Source organism: Chromobacterium sp. S0633 (assembly GCF_024158805.1).
Lineage (GTDB): Bacteria > Pseudomonadota > Gammaproteobacteria > Burkholderiales > Chromobacteriaceae > Chromobacterium.
In genome coordinates this window covers 1-16246 of sequence record NZ_JAMZGH010000046.1, presented here as the reverse complement: position 1 = coordinate 16246, position 16246 = coordinate 1, and the positions used below count along the sequence as shown (strand labels likewise).

The following is a 16246-nucleotide window of genomic DNA, read 5'->3' as shown; positions in this document are numbered from 1 at the left end:
CTAGCTCTTTGGTAGGAGTCAAGCCCGCAGGCGGCCATGCTATCATGGCCGCCTGAATCTTTATGGGGGCGTCGGCGCTATGCATGTATTGGGTTTCGCCGGCTATTCCGGCAGCGGCAAGACCACCTTGCTGGAAAAACTGATTCCCCGTCTGACCGCCCGCGGCCTGCGCGTCGCCGTGGTCAAACATACCCACCACGACGTGGACTGGGACACGCCGGGCAAGGACAGCTGGCGGCATCGCCAGGCCGGCGCCGCGCAAGTGCTGTTGGCCTCGGCCCGCCGCCGCATGCTGGTGGAGGAACTGGCGGACAGCAACGATCTGCCGCTGGCCGCCCACCTGGCCATGCTGGGCCCTTGCGATCTGGTATTGGCCGAAGGCTTCAAGCACGAAGCCATTCCCAAGATAGAAGTGGTCAACAGCGCGCTGGCCGCACCGGCCTTGCATCCTGTCGATCCGCAAGTTCTGGCCGTGGTCGGCGATCTGCCGCAAACGCTGGACCTTCCCTGGTTTCACCGCGACGACGTCGACGCCGTCGCCGCCTTCCTGATTTCACGATTGGATCTGCCCCATGCTGAGCTTTGAACAAGCCCGTGACTGGCTGCTGGAGCGCGCCCAGCCGCTGAGCGCCACCGAACAAGTCGAATTGCTGGCCGCCGCCGGCCGCGTGCTGGCCGAGCCTGTGCTGGCCACACTGGACGTGCCGCCGCACGACAATAGCGCGATGGACGGCTACGCCTTGCGCGCCGACGAACAAGCGGCGGCGATGCCGGTGTCGCAGCGGGTGCCGGCCGGCAGCGTGCCGCAGGCATTGATTGCCGGCAGCGTGGCGCGCATCTTCACCGGTGCGCCCATTCCGCCCGGCGCGGACGCCGTCATCATGCAGGAACAGGCGGAAACCGCCGCCGACGGCACGGTGAGCTTCAGCCAGCCGGCCAGCGCCGGCCAGAACATCCGCCGTCGCGGCGAGGACATCCGCGCCGGCCAGGAAATCCTGCCGGCCGGCAAAGTGCTGAACCCGGCCGACATCGGCCTGGCCGCGTCCATCGGCGTGGAAACGCTGACGGTGCGCCGCCCGCTGCGGGTGGCGGTGTTCTTCACCGGCGACGAACTGGTGGAGCCGGGCCGGCCGCTGGCCGCCGGCCAGATCTACAACTCCAACCGCTACTGGCTGGCGCCAGCGCTGATGCGCCTGGGCTGCGAGGTGATCGATCTGGGCATCGTCCGCGATTCCCTGGGCGCCACCCGAGAGGCGCTGCGCGACGCCGCCGACGCCGCCGACGTGATCATGACCTGCGGCGGGGTGTCGGTGGGCGAGGAAGACCACGTCAAGGCCGCGGTGGAGGCCGAGGGCTCGCTGGACCTGTGGAAACTGGCGATCAAGCCGGGCAAGCCGCTGGCTTACGGCAAGGTGGGGCAGGCGGACTTCATCGGCCTGCCGGGCAATCCGGTGTCCGGCTTCGTCACCTTCCAGGTGCTGGCGCGCGCCTTCCTGGAACGGCGCGCCGGCCTGCCGGTCTCGGCGCTGGCGCCGGAAGGCCCGTATCCGGCGGCCTTCGACTGGACCCGGCCGGACGCGCGCCGCAGCGAATTCATCCGCGTGCGGCGCGTGTGCGTCGACGGCCGCTGGCAGCTGGAACTGTACCCGCAGCAAGGCTCCGGCGTGCTGATGTCCTGCGCCTGGGCCGATGGCCTGGTGCGGCTGGAGCCGGGCCAGGCGGTGGCGCGCGGCGACATGCTGGCCTATCTGCCGCTGGTGCAGTAAGCCGTGCCCGTCGTCCGCTTCGTCGATGAAACCGGCGCGCTGCTCGGCGAGCAGCAGGCCATGCCCGGAGACAATCTGCTGGACCTGGCGCGGCTGGCGGACGTGCCCCTGCACTGGCGTTGCGGCCAGGGCACTTGCGGCACCTGCAAGGTGAGGCTGGCGACGCCGGAGGCGGAGCAGCGGCCCAGCCGCAAGGAACGCAATGTGCTGCTGCGCGCCGGCGTCATAGACGCCGCTCAGGCCGCCAGCGAATGCTGGACCGAGGCGCGGCCTTGGCGGCTGGCCTGCCATCTGCATCTGAGCGAGGACGATTGGGAAGTGGAGTGTCCGGCGTTTTGAGCGCCAACAAAAAGGGCCCGTAGGGGCCCTTGTTTATGGCATTGGGCGCTCAAGCGCTCCTGCGGTACAGCGCGATCGACCCCGCCAAGGCCAGCAAGGCGCCGCCGCTGATGCGGTTCAGCCACTTCACGCCGTTTTCCCGCCACAGTTGCAGCGACTTCGCGCCCAGCAGCGCGTAGCCGCTCATCGCCAGCACGTCTATCGCCACGATCACGGCGGCCAAGGCCAGGTACTGGGGCAACTGGGCTTCGGCCGGCGAGACGAACTGAGGCAATAGCGCGGACATGAAGAAATAATACTTGGGGTTGCCCATGGCTACGGAAAAGCTCTTGGCGACGGCGGCCCAGCGCGAAGGCCGGCGCGCGGCATCATCAACCGAGGCAAGCCCGCCTTTGGCGCGCAGCATCTGCAGGCCGACATAGGCGAGAAAGGCCACGCCCAGCCATTTGACGATCTGAAATAACGTTTCGGACGCCGCCAGCAGCGCGCCGAAACCCAGGCCCACCAACAGCACCAGCAGCAAGTCGGCCAGCACCGCGCCCAGCATGCCGTACAGCGCGTAGCGCAAGCCGAAGCGGGAACCGTTGCTCAGCGCGAGCAAGACCGTGGGTCCCGGGGTGAGAATGCCGACGGACATGATGAGGGCGAAGGCGAGCAGGGTGGCGAAAGTCATGAACAAGTCTCCGTCCGGTATCGATCTCTTAATCCGCGGTCTGCCGCTCGCCGCGCGCTTCGGCCTCGCCGGCCTTGGGTTCCGGACATTCCGGGCGCAGCCAGTGGCGCAGCATGGTCAGGGCCACCGCCAGCAGGGTGGGGCCGATGAACAGGCCTATCACCCCCCAGGCGATCAGGCCGCCGATCACGCCGAGGAAGATCAGCGACAGCGGCATCTGCGCGCCCTGGCTGATCAGCAAGGGCTTCAGGATGTTGTCTATGGTGTTGATCAGCAAGAAGCCCCAGACCAGCAGAAAGATGCCCAGGCCGGTGTTGCCGATGTAAAACACCCAGGCGGCGGCCGGCAGCCAGACGATCAGCGTCGGCATCTGCGCCACCGCGACGATGAAGCAAAGGAAGCCCAGCACCAGCGCGCCGGGCACGCCGGCGATCAAGAGGCCGATCACGCACAGAATGGTCTGCGCCAGCGCGGTGCCCACCACCCCGGTGGTGACGCTGCGTATGGTGCGGGCGATCACGTCCGGCAGTTCGCCGGCCGGCGCGCCGCCCAGCTTGATCACGATCAGCTCCACCATGTCCCACAGCCGGTCGCCGTTGATCAACAGCAGGCCGGACACGATGATGGCCAGCACGATCTCCAGCAGGCTCAGGCTGAGATTGGCGCCGCCGGACAACAGCCACAGCGCGCCCTGGTTCACCGCCGGGCGGATCTTTTCGAAGAAGCCGGGCAAGTCGGCCTGCACGCTGCCCCACAGCTTTTGCAGGCTTTCGCCCACCACCGGGATATTGGCCAGCCAGGCCGGCGCGTTGGGCAGGGTCAGCTGGGTCAGATCATGGGTGAGGCCGGACAGATGGGGCAGGGTGTCCGCCAAGGTCAGCGCCATCAGGCCGATGGGGATGGCCAGCGCCAGCGCCAGCGCCAACACGATGAGCAGGGCGGCCAGCTTGTGGCGCTCCCCCAGTTTTTGCCGCAGCCGGCAATGCAGCGGCCAGGCGGAAATGGCGATGATGGAGGCCCAGGTCAGGGCGCCGAGAAAGGGTTGGATCACGCGCAGGCAAGACATCACCAGCAGGGCGATGATGGCGATCTGGAACACGGCCAGAATGCTGACATTGGAGAACGCTTTATTGATGGCCATGGGGCTCTCGGAAAATGAAAACGGGCCGATCGGAAGATCGGCCCGCTGATTCTGCAATGCAATGGGCGTGAATGCAATTGGCGCTTGCGGCTATTGCGGATTCGCCGCCGCCAAGGTCTTGGCGAAGGCTTCCGCCGGGGTGAAGCCGATCACGCGGTCCGCCTCCTGGCCCAGCTTGTCGAACAGGATGATGCCCGGCGGGCCGAACAGGCCGAAGCGCTTGAGCAGCGCTTGGTGCTCGGCGTTGTTGGCGGTCACGTCGGCCTTGGCCAGCACATAGCCCTGCATCTGGCGGCTGACCGCGGCGTCCGGGAAGGTTTCCGCCTCCATCTCCTTGCAGGACACGCACCAGTCGGCGTAGAAGTCCAGCAGCAGCGGCTTGCCTTCCGTCTTGGCCCTGGCCAGCAGCGCGTCCAGCTGAGCGCTGTTCGCCACCGGCTGGAACACGGCGGCGGCCTTGGCTTCCGCCTGGCCCTGGCCCAGCCAGCGCAAGGGGTAGCGCGGGTTGTCGGCGCCGGCCAGCAGGCCGGCTAATTGGGCCGCGCCTATCAGCAGCAGCGCCACGCCGGCGGCCTTGCCCAGCCGCCGCGGCGCGCCGGCGTTGCCGGGCAGCGCTTCCAGCGCGCCCAGGGACACCGCGCTGCCTATCAGCAGCAAGGCCCACAGCAGCATCACCAGCGCGCCCGGCAGGAAGGGCGTGGCCAGCCAGATGGCCAGGCCCAGCATCACCACGCCGAAGCAGGCCTTGACGGTTTTCATCCAGCCGCCGGCGCGCGGCAGCACCTGGCCGCCGAAGGTGCCGATCAGGATCAGCGGCAGGCCCAGGCCCAGCGCCATCGCGTACAGCGCGGCCCCGCCCAGCGCGGCGTCGCCGGTGCTGCCGATATAGCCCAGCGCCAGCGCCAGCGGCGGCGCGACGCAGGGGCCGATGATCAGCGCGGACAGCGCGCCCATGATGAACACGGTGGCAAACTTGCCGCCGGACATGCGGTTGGAGGTGTCGGCCAGCCGCGACTGCAGCGCCGACGGCAGCTGGATGGTGAACAGGTCGAACATGGACAGCGCGAACACCACCATCAGCGCGCTGGCGCTCAGCACCACCGCCGGCTGTTGCAGCCACACGGTCAGCAGCGCGCCGGTGAGGCCGGCGACCACGCCGACCAGGGTATAGGTCAGCGCCAGGCCTTGCACATAGGTGAAGGACAACAGGAAACCGCGGCGGCGGGTCAGCGTTGCGCCCTGGCCGGCAATCAATGAGGAAACGATGGGCAGCAGCGGATACATGCAGGCGGTGAAGGCCATGCCTATGCCCGCCAGCAGAAAGGTGCCCAATGTGGTCAGCCAACCCTGGGCTGCCAGCTCATTGTTGCCGGCCGAGGACTTTCCCTGCGGGGAGGCCTCCGACAGCCATTCGCCCAGCTTGCCGCCGGCGGCCGGCGTGCCGCCCACCTTGAGCTTGTGGGTGTAGGGCGGGTAGCACACGCCGGCGTCGGCGCAGCCTTGCAGTTTGACCTGCAGTTCGAATTCGGCCGGCGCGTTGGGCTGCAGGGGCACGGTCACCACGTTCTTGCCGATGAACACGGTCTGCTTGCCGAAGTACTGGTCGTTCTTTTCCTTGCCGGCGGGGAATTGCGGCGCGCCCACCAGATTGGCCGGCTGGCTGCTGATCTGGGTGCGGTCGCGGTACAGGTAGTAGCCGGGGGCCACGTCCAGCGTCAGCTGAAGCTGGTCGCCGGCGCGCTCAACCTTGGCGGCGAAGGCTTGTTCGGCCGGCAGCAAGTCGTCCTGGTTGACGGCGTGCGCGGGCAGGCTCAAGCCCAGGCAGGCCAGCGTGACCGCGAGCAAGCCCACGATCCGGGATGAGAGTAGCGATAAGTTGATTGGCACGGGATGACTCTATGGTTTATGGTCGTTAGCGTTTGAATGACCGGCGCGCGCAGGCATTGGTTCCATGGCGGCCGGGCGGGGTGCGGAAGGCGGCGGACTTGGTCGCGGCCGCGTCTTGCTATGCGAAAACAATATGCATTAAATTCAAATAACGGGCAAACGGTAAGATAGAATATTTATATAAAAACTAGGGCGCAACACCAGACATCATGCGAGAAACGATTCACTTTGCTCATGCCAACAGTTTCCCGGCCTCGGTTTACCGCAAATTCCTGGACGCGCTGGGCGAGCGCTGCCAGGTGGGCTTCCTCGACGCCATCGGCCACGATCCGGCCTATCCGGTCACCGACTGCTGGCCGCACCTGGTGGAGGAAACCATCGCCCACATCGAAAGCCACTATCAGGGCCCTATCGTCGGCGTCGGCCATTCTCTGGGCGGCTTCCTGATGTTCTACGCCGCCTTGCGCCGGCCGGAGCTGTTCAAGCGCATCGTGATCCTGGATTCGCCGCTGATGGGGCCGTTCCGCTCGCGCGGCATCTGGCTGGCCAAGAAGCTGGGCTTCATCGATCGCATCACCCCGGGCGGCAACACCCTGAAGCGGCGCGACAACTGGGCGTCGGTGGCCATGGTTCACGACTACTTCGCCCGCAAGTCCATGTTCGCCCGCTTCGATCCGGACTGCCTGGCCGACTACGCCGAGCACGGCACGGTGGACGACGGCCAGGGCGGACGCAAGCTTAAATTCCGTCCGCGGATCGAACATGACATCTATTGTTCGCTGCCGCATGATTTTCCGCGTTATCGCGGCCAATTGAAAGTGCCGGCGGCTTTTATCGCCGGCGTCGGCTCCGACGTGTTGAAGCCGGCGGACCTGCGCTTCATGCGCAAGCACTTCAATATCCAGGTGCAGATGCAGCAGGGCAGCCATCTGTTTCCGCTGGAACGGCCGGTGGAAACGGCGCGGCGCATCCTGGATCTGCTGGAGGCCTGAGCCGGGATCCGGCGGCGCAAAAAACGGAAGCCCAGGGGCTTCCGTTTTGACTGCGGCTTGCGTTTGAGCGGCGAAGCGCCGCCGGTTTCAGGCGGGCTAGATGGGGCGGATCTCTTGCGGGTAGAGCAGGGCGATATGGGCTCTGCCTTCGGAGCGGTCGGTCAAGAAGAGCTGGGCCAACAACAGATGCTGTTCCGGCAGGGAGTTCAGGTCGGTCTTGATCTTGTCGAACAGTTCGGCCTTGTAGGTGGCTTGGTCGCGGCCACCGGCTTTGCTGGAATAGGTTTTCAGCGCCCAAGCATGGCCGACATGGGCCAGCTCGGGGTTGCTCAGTCCCAGTTTGTTATAAATGACGCCTTTGGCGTCCGAGCCGTCCTCGTCGGAGTAAGCGAGCAGGGAGAAGCTAGGGCCGCTGAGATTCAGGGCGGAATTCAGCTTGTCGGCCACGTTTTCGATATAGGGCTCGAAGTAGCAGGTGTATAGCCAGGCAGGCAGCGGGATGGGCGGCTTGATGACGGGCAGTTTGATGTGGGTGGTGGGATAGAACAGGGTGATGGTGGCCTTGCCGCCCTTGCTGTCCGACAGCAAGAGCTTGGCGCCGAAAGCCTCGGACGGCGACAAGCTGTTCAGTTTGTTGCGAATCTTGTCGAATAATTCTGTATTGTAGGCGGCCTGATCGTCACCTTTGGGCTTGGCCTCGATATAGAGTTTCTGCCAGCCGGCATTGTTCTTCTGGATATTGCCCTGGTTGGCCGGCGCATAAAACACCACGCCCTTGGCCGGATTTTCTTTCTCGTCGGCCACGGCGGCGATAATGTGATGATTGGCCCGCGACAGTTCATCGGTGCGCTGCCTGATCTTCTCCAGCAGCTCATCAATATCATTCTTAAACTCGGCAATATAATCCCAATAGTTCGACATTGAATGACTCCATTGCGGTTGAATGGCGCGGCGGCGTCGCGCTCTGAATGGATTGTATGTCGGTGGCAAATGTGCGCGGCTGACAAAAGCTGAACGCCGCTTCAGCGACGGCGGGCGGCATGGGCGCTTGGCGTGGGTTCTCAGGGGGCAAAGCAAAACGCCCGGCGGAGCCGGGCGTTTAGGTTGGACGACAAACCTTCTTACAGCATCGCCAGCCGCTGGCGCACGCTGCGCTCGATGCCGGCGGCGTCCAGGCCGCAATCGGTCAGCATGCCGGCCGGGTCGCCGTGCTCCACATAATCATCCGGCAGGCCCAGTTGCAATACCGGCTTGAGGATGCCCATCGCCTGCATCGCCTCCAAACAGGCCGAGCCGGCGCCGCCCATCACCACGTTTTCCTCCACGGTGATGATCAGATCGTGGCTCTCCGCCAGCCGACATACCAGTTCCGCGTCCAGCGGCTTGACGAAGCGCATATCGGCCACGGTGGCGTTCAGCGCCTCGGCGGCGGCCAGGGCCGGCGTCACCATGCTGCCGAAGGCGAGGAAGGCCACTTTTTCGCCCTGGCGGCGCAGCAGGCCCTTGCCCAGCGGCAGCGCCGTCATCTCCGCCTGGATCTCGGCGCCGGGGCCGGTGCCGCGCGGATAGCGCACCGCGGCCGGGCTGTTCATCTGGAAGCCGGTGTACAGCATCTGCCGGCATTCGTTCTCGTCCGAGGGCGCCATCACCGTCAGATTGGGAATGCAGCGCAGGAAGGACAGATCGAAGGCGCCCGCGTGGGTGGGGCCGTCCGCGCCCACCAGGCCGGCGCGGTCGATGGCGAACAGCACCGGCAGATTCTGCAGCGCCACGTCGTGGATCAGCTGGTCGTAAGCGCGCTGCAGGAAGGTGGAGTAGATCGCCACCACCGGCTTGACGCCGTCGCAGGCCAGGCCGGCGGCGAAGGTGACCGCGTGCTGTTCGGCGATGGCCACGTCGTAATAGCGGTCCGCGTGCTCCTGCTCGAAGCGCACCAGGCCGGAGCCCTCGCGCATCGCCGGGGTGATGCCCACCAGGCGCGGGTCGTGCTTGGCCATGTCGCAGATCCAGTCGCCGAACACCTGGGTGTATTGCGGCTTGCCGCCGCCCTTGCCGCTGGCCAGGCCGTTGCTGGGGTCGAACTTGGTGACGCCGTGGTATTTGACCGGGTCGCTCTCCGCCAGCTTGTAGCCGTGGCCCTTCTTGGTGACGATGTGCAGGAACTGCGGGCCTTTGAGGCTGCGGATATTGCTCAGGGTGTCCACCAGCACGTCCACGTCGTGACCGTCGATCGGGCCGATGTAGTTGAAGCCGAATTCCTCGAACAGGGTGCCGGGGGTGAAGAAGCCCTTGACGTGCTCCTCCACCTTGCTGGCGATCTCCTTCAGCGGCGGGGCGATGCCCAGCACCTTGCTGGAGCCTTCGCGCATCGCCGCGTAGAAGCGGCCGGACATCAGCTTGGCCAGGTAGTTGTTCAGCGCGCCGACATTGGGCGAGATCGACATCTCGTTGTCGTTGAGCACCACCAGCAGATCGGTGTCCATCGCGCCGGCGTTGTTGAGCGCTTCAAATGCCTGGCCGGCGGTCATGGAGCCGTCGCCGATGATGGCCACGCACTTGCGCTCAATGCCCTGGGTCTTGGCGGCCACCGCCATGCCCAGCGCCGCGCCGATGGAGGTGGAGGAATGGCCGACGCCGAAGGTGTCGTACGGCGATTCGTCGCGCTTGGGAAAGCCGGCCAGGCCGCCTTTCTGGCGCATGCTGCCCATGCGCTCGCGGCGGCCGGTCAGAATCTTGTGCGGGTAGGTTTGATGGCCCACGTCCCACACCAGGCGGTCATCCGGGGTGTTGAACACATAGTGCAGGGCGATGGTCAGCTCGATGCTGCCCAGGTTGGAGGCGAAGTGGCCGCCGGTCTTGCTGACGCTTTCCACCAGGAAGTCGCGCAGTTCCGTGGCCAGCGGCGCAAGCTGCTGGCGCGACAGCTTGCGCAGGTCGGCGGGGCTTTGAATGGTCTCGAGCAAGGGATACATAGTTTTCTGCTTCTCAGAACGAGCGCGCGACGATGTAGTCGGCCAGTTCCTTCAATCGTTGGGCGGAATCGCCAAATCCTTCCAGCGCGGCAAACGCCTCGTCGCGCAAGTCGCGGGCAAACTGCTTGGCTTCGGACAGCCCCATCAGGCTGACGTAGGTGGGCTTGTCGTGGGCGGCGTCCTTGCCGGCGGTTTTGCCCAGGGTGGCGGTGTCCGCTTCGCAGTCCAGCACGTCGTCCACCACCTGGAAGGCCAGGCCCATGCGCTTGGCGAATACGTCCAGGCGGGCGGTCTCGTCTTCGCTCAGCGGCCGGCCGGCCATGGCGCCCAGCAGCACCGACGCGCGGATCAGCGCGCCGGTTTTCAGCAAATGCATATACTCGAGCTCCGGCTGATTCAGCGCCTTGCCCACGCTGGCCAGATCGATGGCCTGGCCGCCGGCCATGCCGGCGTGGCCGGCGGCGCGCGCCAGCGTATGCGTCATCGCCAGCTGGGCCGAGGCTTCCACGCCGGCCATGGGCGCGGAGAGCACGTCGAAAGCCAGGGTTTGCAGCGCGTCGCCCACCAGGAGCGCGGTGGCCTCGTCGTAAGCCACGTGGCAAGTGGGCTTGCCGCGGCGCAGCACGTCGTCGTCCATACAGGGCATGTCGTCGTGCACCAGGGAATAGACGTGGACCATCTCCAGCGCGGAGCCGATGCGGGCCAGATTGTCGGCGCTGGCGCCTACCAGTTCGCCGGCGGCGAACACCAGCAGCGGGCGCACCCGCTTGCCGCCGCCCAGGCAGACGTAGCGCATCGCTTCGTGCAATTTTTGCGGCGTGTGCTGGGGGGAGGGCAGCAGGCGCTCCAGCGCGCCTTCCACTTGCTGCTGGATCTCGGTCATCCAGGCCATGAACGGTTTATTGTCCATTGGACAATTCCAGCGGTTTGAGTTCGTTGTTTTCCAGGATTTTCAGCTGCTGTTCCGCGTCGGCCAGTTTGGTCTGGCAGAACTTGATCAATTCTATGCCCTGCTTGTAGGAGCCGAGCGCCGTTTCCAGCGGCATGTCGCCGCTTTCCATCGCCTGGATGATGTCTTCCAGTTGGGCCAGTGCGGTTTCGAAACTGGCCGGCGCTTTGCTGGCTTTAGCCATGGCGTTTTCCTTATTGTGCTTTGTGGTGGCCGGACCGTGCGTGTTCTATCGGTGTCGCGTGGGCGCGGGCGGCTCTTTAAGGCCGTCATTCTAGTCCAATTTCCCGGTGCGGCGACAGAGGCGATTGAGCGCTTTTGGCAAGCGCGAATGCCGTGGAGATGCCGGCGGCGCGGAAAGTGAACGCGCCTAGCGGACAATTCCCCGCCGCCCGCATTTGCGGTAGGGTGTCGCCAATTGAAAACGACAGGGGCCAGCATGCATTCGCAACCATCCATTCTGATCACCGGCTGCTCCAGCGGCATCGGCTACCACACCGCCGTCATCCTGGCCCAGCGCGGCTGGCGCGTGATCGCCAGCTGCCGCGCCGCCGCCGACGTGGAGCGCCTGCGCAGCGAGGGCATGACTTGCATCCGGCTGGACGTGGACGACGCCGATTCCATCCGCGACGGCCTGGCCCAGGCGGTGGAACTGGCCGGCGGCCGCCTGGACGCCTTGTTCAACAACGCGGGCTTCGGCCAGCCGGGCGCGGTGGAGGACATCAGCCGCGCGGCGATGCGCGAGCAGTTCGAAACCAATCTGTTCGGCCCCTGGGAGCTGAGCAACGCCGCGCTCAAAGTGATGCGCGCCCAGGGCCATGGCCGCATCGTGTTCAACAGCTCCATTCTGGGCTTCGCCGCCATGCGCTGGCGCGGCGCTTACAACGCCAGCAAGTTCGCGATGGAAGGCCTGTGCGACACCCTGCGCCACGAGCTGCACGGCACCGACATCCATGTGTCCCTGGTAGAGCCGGGGCCGATAGAAAGCCGCTTCCGCCCCAATGCGCTGGCGCGTTTCCTGAAGAACGTGGACATCGACGCCAGTTTTCACCGCGAGGCCTATCAGCAGCAGCTGGCGCGTCTGAAGAAAGAGGGCCACGCCGCGCCGTTCACCCTGCCGGCCAGCGCGGTGGCGGAGGCGGTGCACCGCGCCATCACCGCGGCCAAGCCGGCGGCGCGCTACCGGGTGACTTTCCCCACCAAATTGTATTGGTGGCTGCGCCGCCTGCTGCCAACCCGTTGTTTTGACTGGGCATTGCGCGCGGCCACCTGAGACGGCGCCAAGTCCTTGGCTTAGCATGAGTTTTTCTATGCATAGACATGTATTTTCTTTGATGCCATTTTGATAGTTTCTTGTTGATCTAGCCTGCGGATTCGCTTTACAGTCACGGCACTTGCTCATGGCATTTCCTCATGCCGGAGCAGGCATAACAATAGAGACGCCGGGTTTCCCGGCTCCGTGACACAAAGGAGTAAGCGAGATGAATCGCTGGAAATGGCTGCCCCTGCTGCTGGCGGGGGCGGGCCTGCTCGCGTCCGCGCAAGCGGCCGATATGAGCAAGACGCTAAAGGTGTCCTTCCTGGCGCCCGAGACCGGATTCGACCCGGCCAAGATGAGCGATATTTATTCGCTGGGCGTGATCGAGAACATTTTCGACAACCTGCTCAGGTACGACTATCTGGCGCGGCCGCTCAAGCTCAAGCCGGGCACCGCCGTGGCCCTGCCGGAGATATCGGCCGACGGCCAGGTGTTCACCTTCAAGGTCCGGCCCGGCATTTATTTTGCCGACGACCCGGCCTTCAAGGGCAAGAAGCGCGAGCTGACCGCGGCGGACTACGCCTACAGCATCAAGCGCTTTGCCGACCCCAAGGTCAGCTCGCCCAACGCCACTTCCTATACCGACTACGTGCTGGGATTGGCGGAGGCGGGCAGCGCCGCCAGCAAGAAAGGGCGCTTCGACTACGACAAGCCTATCGAAGGCATCAAGGCGCTGGACCGCTACACCCTGCAGCTGACGCTGAAAAAGCCCAATTACAACTTCCTCTACACCGTGGCCGCCAAATTCAGCGGCGCGGTGGCGCGCGAGGTGATTGAAACCTACGACAGCAACACCAACGCCCACCCTGTGGGCACCGGGCCGTTTGTGCTGAAGGAATGGAAGCCGGGCAACCGCATCATCCTGGAAGCCAACCCCGGCTACCGCAAGGAAGTGTTCGCCGACGAGCCGGCCGCCGACGCGCCGCCGCAGGACCGCGAAATCGCCGAGCAACTGCGCGGCAAGACCCTGCCTGTCATCGGCCGCGTGGACATCAAGGTGATAGAAGAAGAACAGCCGCGCTGGTTGTCCTTCCTCAACAAGCAGATCGACTACATCGGCGTGCCCAAGTCCGCCATCCCGTCCACCGTGCACAGCAGCGAGGCCAACCCCTTCCAGGCCAGCCTCAACCCGACGCTGGCGCAGCGCGGCATCCGCCTGCACCACAATCTGGGCATGGACCTGACTTACGCCTTCTTCAATATGCGTGACCCGGTGGTGGGCGGCTACAGCAAGCAAAAGATCGCCTTGCGCCGCGCCATCGCCATGGCCTACCCCAGCAAGGAAGTGATCAAGCTCTTGTACAGCGGCCAGGCCATCCAGCTGCAAAACCTGGTGCCCTTGAACATGGTGGGCAACGATCCGCGCTTTCACGGCGCGGCGGACTTCGATCCGGCGCTGGCCAATGCGCTGCTGGACCAGGCCGGCTACAAGATCGGTCCGGACGGCTACCGCCGCCAGCCCAACGGCCAGCCGCTGCTGATCACCCAGGCCACCCAGGGCAGCGCTTTCGACAAGCAGTTCAACCAGATCTGGCAGAAGGCCTTTGACAGCATCAAGCTGCGCGTCACCTTCAAAGTGGCCAAATGGAATGAAAACCTCAAGGCCGCCTACGCCGGCAAGGTGCAGATGTGGTCCTTGGGCGGTTCCGCCGCCATTCCGGACGGCGACGACTTCGTCACCGGCCTGTGGACCAAGCAGATCGGCATCGGCAACCTGCCCTTCTTCAGCCGGCCGGAGTTCGACAAGGCTTATGAAGCATCGCAAGTGCTGCCCAACGGGCCGGAACGCGATGCGCTGTTCGACCGCATGAACCGGGTGGTGGCCGCTTACCAGCCCTATGTGCTGGGCGTGACCCGCTTCGAAAACGTCGTCAGCCACGACTATCTCAAGGGTTACAAGCCGCATCCGCTGGCCACGATTGGGGTGTCCTGGCGTTATGTCGACATCGACCTGAGCAAGCGCCGCTAAGCGCCTTGATCCGGGGCGCAGCCGCGCCGCTATATTCTGGAGAAGCAGATGTTCAATTTCATCATCCGCCGAATCTGGCAGATGGTGCCGACGATGTTCGGCGTCATGCTGCTGGTGTTCGTGCTGTTCAACTGGGTGGGCGGAGACCCCACCTACATCCTGGCCGGCAAACGCCTGACGCCGGAAATCATGGCCAATATCCGCGCCCAGCTGGGCCTGGACCTGAGCCTGCCGCAGCAGTTCTGGCTCTTCGTCAAGCAAGTGGCCACCTTCGACTTCGGCACCTCCTGGTCCACCCAGCAGTCCGTCACCGCCACGCTGGCTTCGCGCATCGGCCCCTCGCTGACGCTGACCGGCACCTTGCTGGTGTTCGAACTGCTGACCGCGCTGCCCATCGCCATCGTCGTGGCTTACTACCGCGGCACGCTGACCGACCGCATGGTGACGCTGATCTGCACCGTGGCCATGTCCGTCAGCTCGCTGGCCTACATCATCGTCGGCCAATACCTGCTGGCCTTCAAACTGGACTGGTTCCCGGTGATGGGCTGGGACGACGACAGCCTGCTGCGCAGCCTGCTGATCTACGTGCCGCTGCCGCTGATCCTGGGCATGTTGGTGTCGCTGGCGCCCAATGTGCGCTTCTACCGCAGCTTCGTGGTGGAAGAACTGGGCCACGACTACGTGCGCACCGCGCGCGCCAAGGGCTTGTCGGAAAAAACCGTGCTGTTCAAGCACGTGCTGCGCAACGCGCTGATCCCGGTGGTCACCGCGGTGATGATGTCCTTGCCCTTCCTGGTGCTGGGCTCGATGCTGCTGGAGCGCTTTTTCGGCATTCCCGGCATGGGCAATGAACTGCTGATGGCGGTGGACAAGAGCGATTTCCCGGTGATCAAGGCCATTACCGTGACCATCGCCGCCGCCGCCATGGTGTTCAACCTGCTGGCCGACATCATCTACAAGTGGATCGATCCACGCGTGCAACTCAAGTGAGCGCGGAGCACAAGACATGACAACATTGCAAAACACCGCCGGCGCGCCGCCGGCCGCCCCCTCGCGCAGCCTGTGGGCGCTGGGCTGGCAACGCTTGAAGCGCGACCGCATCGGCTTCGTCTCCCTGTGGGTGGTGGCCGCCTTCATGCTGCTGGCCGCCGCCGGCTGGCTCAATCTGGCCGGCCGCGGCTGGAACGACGAAATCGCCGCCTCCTACGCGCCGCCCACTTTATTGCTGGAGAAATACCGCCAGCAGGAAACGCCGGCCGCGGCCGGCGGCCAGTCCACCGCCATCGTGCCCACCGAACGCTTGAAACCGTCGGAAGATCCCATTCACGACTGGCTGGAAGCCGCGCGCCCGCACGCCGCCCAGTACGCGGTGCCGGAAGTGAAGAAAGTGGCGTCGCTGACCTTTGGCGCGGACCAGCGCGGCCGCGACATCCTGGACAAGGTGATCAAGGGCACAGCCACTTCGCTGCTGGTGGGCTTCTTCGGCGCGCTGCTGTCCATCCTGATCGGCACCTCGCTGGGCGCGATGGCCGGCTATTTCGGCCGCAAGGTGGACGACTTCTTGATGTGGTTCTACAGCGTGTTCACCTCGGTGCCGGACATGCTGCTGCTGCTCGCCTTCGCCGCCGTGGCCGGGCGCGGCATCGCCACCGTCATTCTGGTGCTGTCGCTGACCAGCTGGACCGGCACCTTCCGCCTGGTGCGGGCCGAGTTCATCAAGAACCGCTCGCGCGAGTACGTGCAGGCGGCGGACGCGATCGGCGCCAGCCACAGCCGCCGCATGTTCATCCACATCCTGCCCAATGTCTCCCACCTGCTGCTGGTGCAGTTCTCCCTCTTGATGGTGGGCCTGATCAAGTACGAAGTGATCCTGTCCTTCCTCGGGTTCGGCGTGGACGTGCGCCAAGTGAGCTGGGGCTCCATGCTGGCGGAAGTGCCGGAAGAGCTGTTGCAAGGCTATTGGTGGCAGCTGGCCATGGTGGTGGTGTTCATGTCCACCCTGGTGACCGCCTTCAGCATGTTGACCGATGCGCTGCGCGACGCGCTGGACCCGCGCGCGGCGGCGAAGTGAGCGGGGAGAACAGACTATGACTCAGAACCAGACCCTGCTGTCGGTGCGCAATCTCAAAGTGGCGTTCCGCCAGGAGAACGGCGGCGATTTCCAGGCGCTCAAGGACGTTAGCTTCGACATCCCGGCCAAGCGCACCGTCGCCTTGGTGGGCGAATCCGGCTCCGGCAAA

15 protein-coding genes are annotated in these 16246 nt (G+C 65.0%); 8 read left to right on the top strand and 7 right to left on the bottom strand.

The window, feature by feature from the left end:
* The first annotated feature begins 79 nt into the window (after positions 1-79).
* Genes mobB through NK214_RS20800 form a run of 3 tightly spaced genes read left to right on the top strand, consistent with a single transcriptional unit; the run spans position 80 to position 2105 of the window.
* Complete coding sequence (gene mobB / locus NK214_RS20810; protein WP_227103859.1) at positions 80-586, top strand: molybdopterin-guanine dinucleotide biosynthesis protein B; 507 nt, start codon at positions 80-82, stop codon at positions 584-586.
* Positions 573-1766: a gephyrin-like molybdotransferase Glp gene (gene glp / locus NK214_RS20805; RefSeq protein WP_253315388.1), complete on the top strand. Its 1194-nt coding sequence runs from the start codon at positions 573-575 to the stop codon at positions 1764-1766. Before mobB ends, glp begins: the two co-directional genes overlap by 14 nt.
* A 3-nt stretch (positions 1767-1769) precedes the next feature.
* The gene (locus NK214_RS20800) at positions 1770-2105 is read left to right on the top strand and encodes a 2Fe-2S iron-sulfur cluster-binding protein (RefSeq protein WP_253315387.1); all 336 of its coding nucleotides are present in this window, start codon (positions 1770-1772) and stop codon (positions 2103-2105) included.
* A gap of 49 nt (positions 2106-2154) precedes the next feature.
* Here NK214_RS20800 and NK214_RS20795 read toward each other — a convergent pair whose 3' ends face one another.
* The 3 genes from NK214_RS20795 to dsbD all read right to left on the bottom strand — a co-directional run bounded on the left by NK214_RS20795 (position 2155) and on the right by dsbD (position 5764).
* Positions 2155-2778, bottom strand: a complete 624-nt coding sequence (locus tag NK214_RS20795; protein ID WP_253315386.1) for a LysE family translocator — start codon at positions 2776-2778, stop codon at positions 2155-2157.
* A 28-nt stretch (positions 2779-2806) separates the two neighbouring features.
* Positions 2807-3919 carry an AI-2E family transporter gene (locus NK214_RS20790; RefSeq protein WP_107799101.1) on the bottom strand — a complete coding sequence of 371 codons (1113 nt, stop codon included), beginning with the start codon at positions 3917-3919 and terminating at the stop codon, positions 2807-2809.
* Positions 3920-4009: 90 nt separating this feature from the next.
* Complete coding sequence (gene dsbD / locus NK214_RS20785; RefSeq protein ID WP_256477518.1) at positions 4010-5764, bottom strand: protein-disulfide reductase DsbD; 1755 nt, start codon at positions 5762-5764, stop codon at positions 4010-4012.
* Between the two features lie 251 nt (positions 5765-6015).
* On the opposite strand from dsbD, the gene NK214_RS20780 reads away from it, so the two are divergent.
* A complete protein-coding gene (locus tag NK214_RS20780) occupies positions 6016-6798 on the top strand; it encodes an alpha/beta fold hydrolase (RefSeq protein ID WP_107799099.1) in 783 nt (260 codons plus the stop codon).
* A gap of 96 nt (positions 6799-6894) precedes the next feature.
* Here the strand turns inward: NK214_RS20780 and NK214_RS20775 are convergent, their stop codons facing one another.
* From NK214_RS20775 to NK214_RS20760, 4 genes are all read right to left on the bottom strand, one after another.
* A complete protein-coding gene (locus NK214_RS20775) occupies positions 6895-7719 on the bottom strand; it encodes a hypothetical protein (protein ID WP_253315385.1) in 825 nt (274 codons plus the stop codon).
* A 200-nt stretch (positions 7720-7919) separates the two neighbouring features.
* Positions 7920-9770, bottom strand: a complete 1851-nt coding sequence (gene dxs, locus NK214_RS20770) for a 1-deoxy-D-xylulose-5-phosphate synthase (protein WP_253315384.1) — start codon at positions 9768-9770, stop codon at positions 7920-7922.
* 13 nt (positions 9771-9783) lie between these two features.
* Positions 9784-10680: a polyprenyl synthetase family protein gene (locus NK214_RS20765; RefSeq protein ID WP_107799096.1), complete on the bottom strand. Its 897-nt coding sequence runs from the start codon at positions 10678-10680 to the stop codon at positions 9784-9786.
* Complete coding sequence (locus NK214_RS20760) at positions 10670-10903, bottom strand: exodeoxyribonuclease VII small subunit (protein ID WP_048412271.1); 234 nt, start codon at positions 10901-10903, stop codon at positions 10670-10672. Before NK214_RS20760 ends, NK214_RS20765 begins: the two co-directional genes overlap by 11 nt.
* Before the next feature lie 255 nt (positions 10904-11158).
* On the opposite strand from NK214_RS20760, the gene NK214_RS20755 reads away from it, so the two are divergent.
* The 4 genes from NK214_RS20755 to NK214_RS20740 all read left to right on the top strand — a co-directional run bounded on the left by NK214_RS20755 (position 11159) and on the right by NK214_RS20740 (position 16077).
* Entirely contained in the window at positions 11159-11992 is an 834-nt protein-coding gene (locus NK214_RS20755) for an SDR family NAD(P)-dependent oxidoreductase (protein WP_107799095.1), read from the top strand.
* Between the two features lie 208 nt (positions 11993-12200).
* On the top strand, positions 12201-14006 hold the full coding sequence (locus NK214_RS20750) for an ABC transporter substrate-binding protein (RefSeq protein ID WP_107799094.1): 1806 nt from the start codon (positions 12201-12203) through the stop codon (positions 14004-14006).
* 48 nt (positions 14007-14054) lie between these two features.
* Positions 14055-14996: an ABC transporter permease gene (locus NK214_RS20745; RefSeq protein ID WP_107799093.1), complete on the top strand. Its 942-nt coding sequence runs from the start codon at positions 14055-14057 to the stop codon at positions 14994-14996.
* A gap of 16 nt (positions 14997-15012) precedes the next feature.
* Positions 15013-16077: an ABC transporter permease gene (locus tag NK214_RS20740; RefSeq protein WP_253315383.1), complete on the top strand. Its 1065-nt coding sequence runs from the start codon at positions 15013-15015 to the stop codon at positions 16075-16077.
* Positions 16078-16246: the final 169 nt, after the last annotated feature.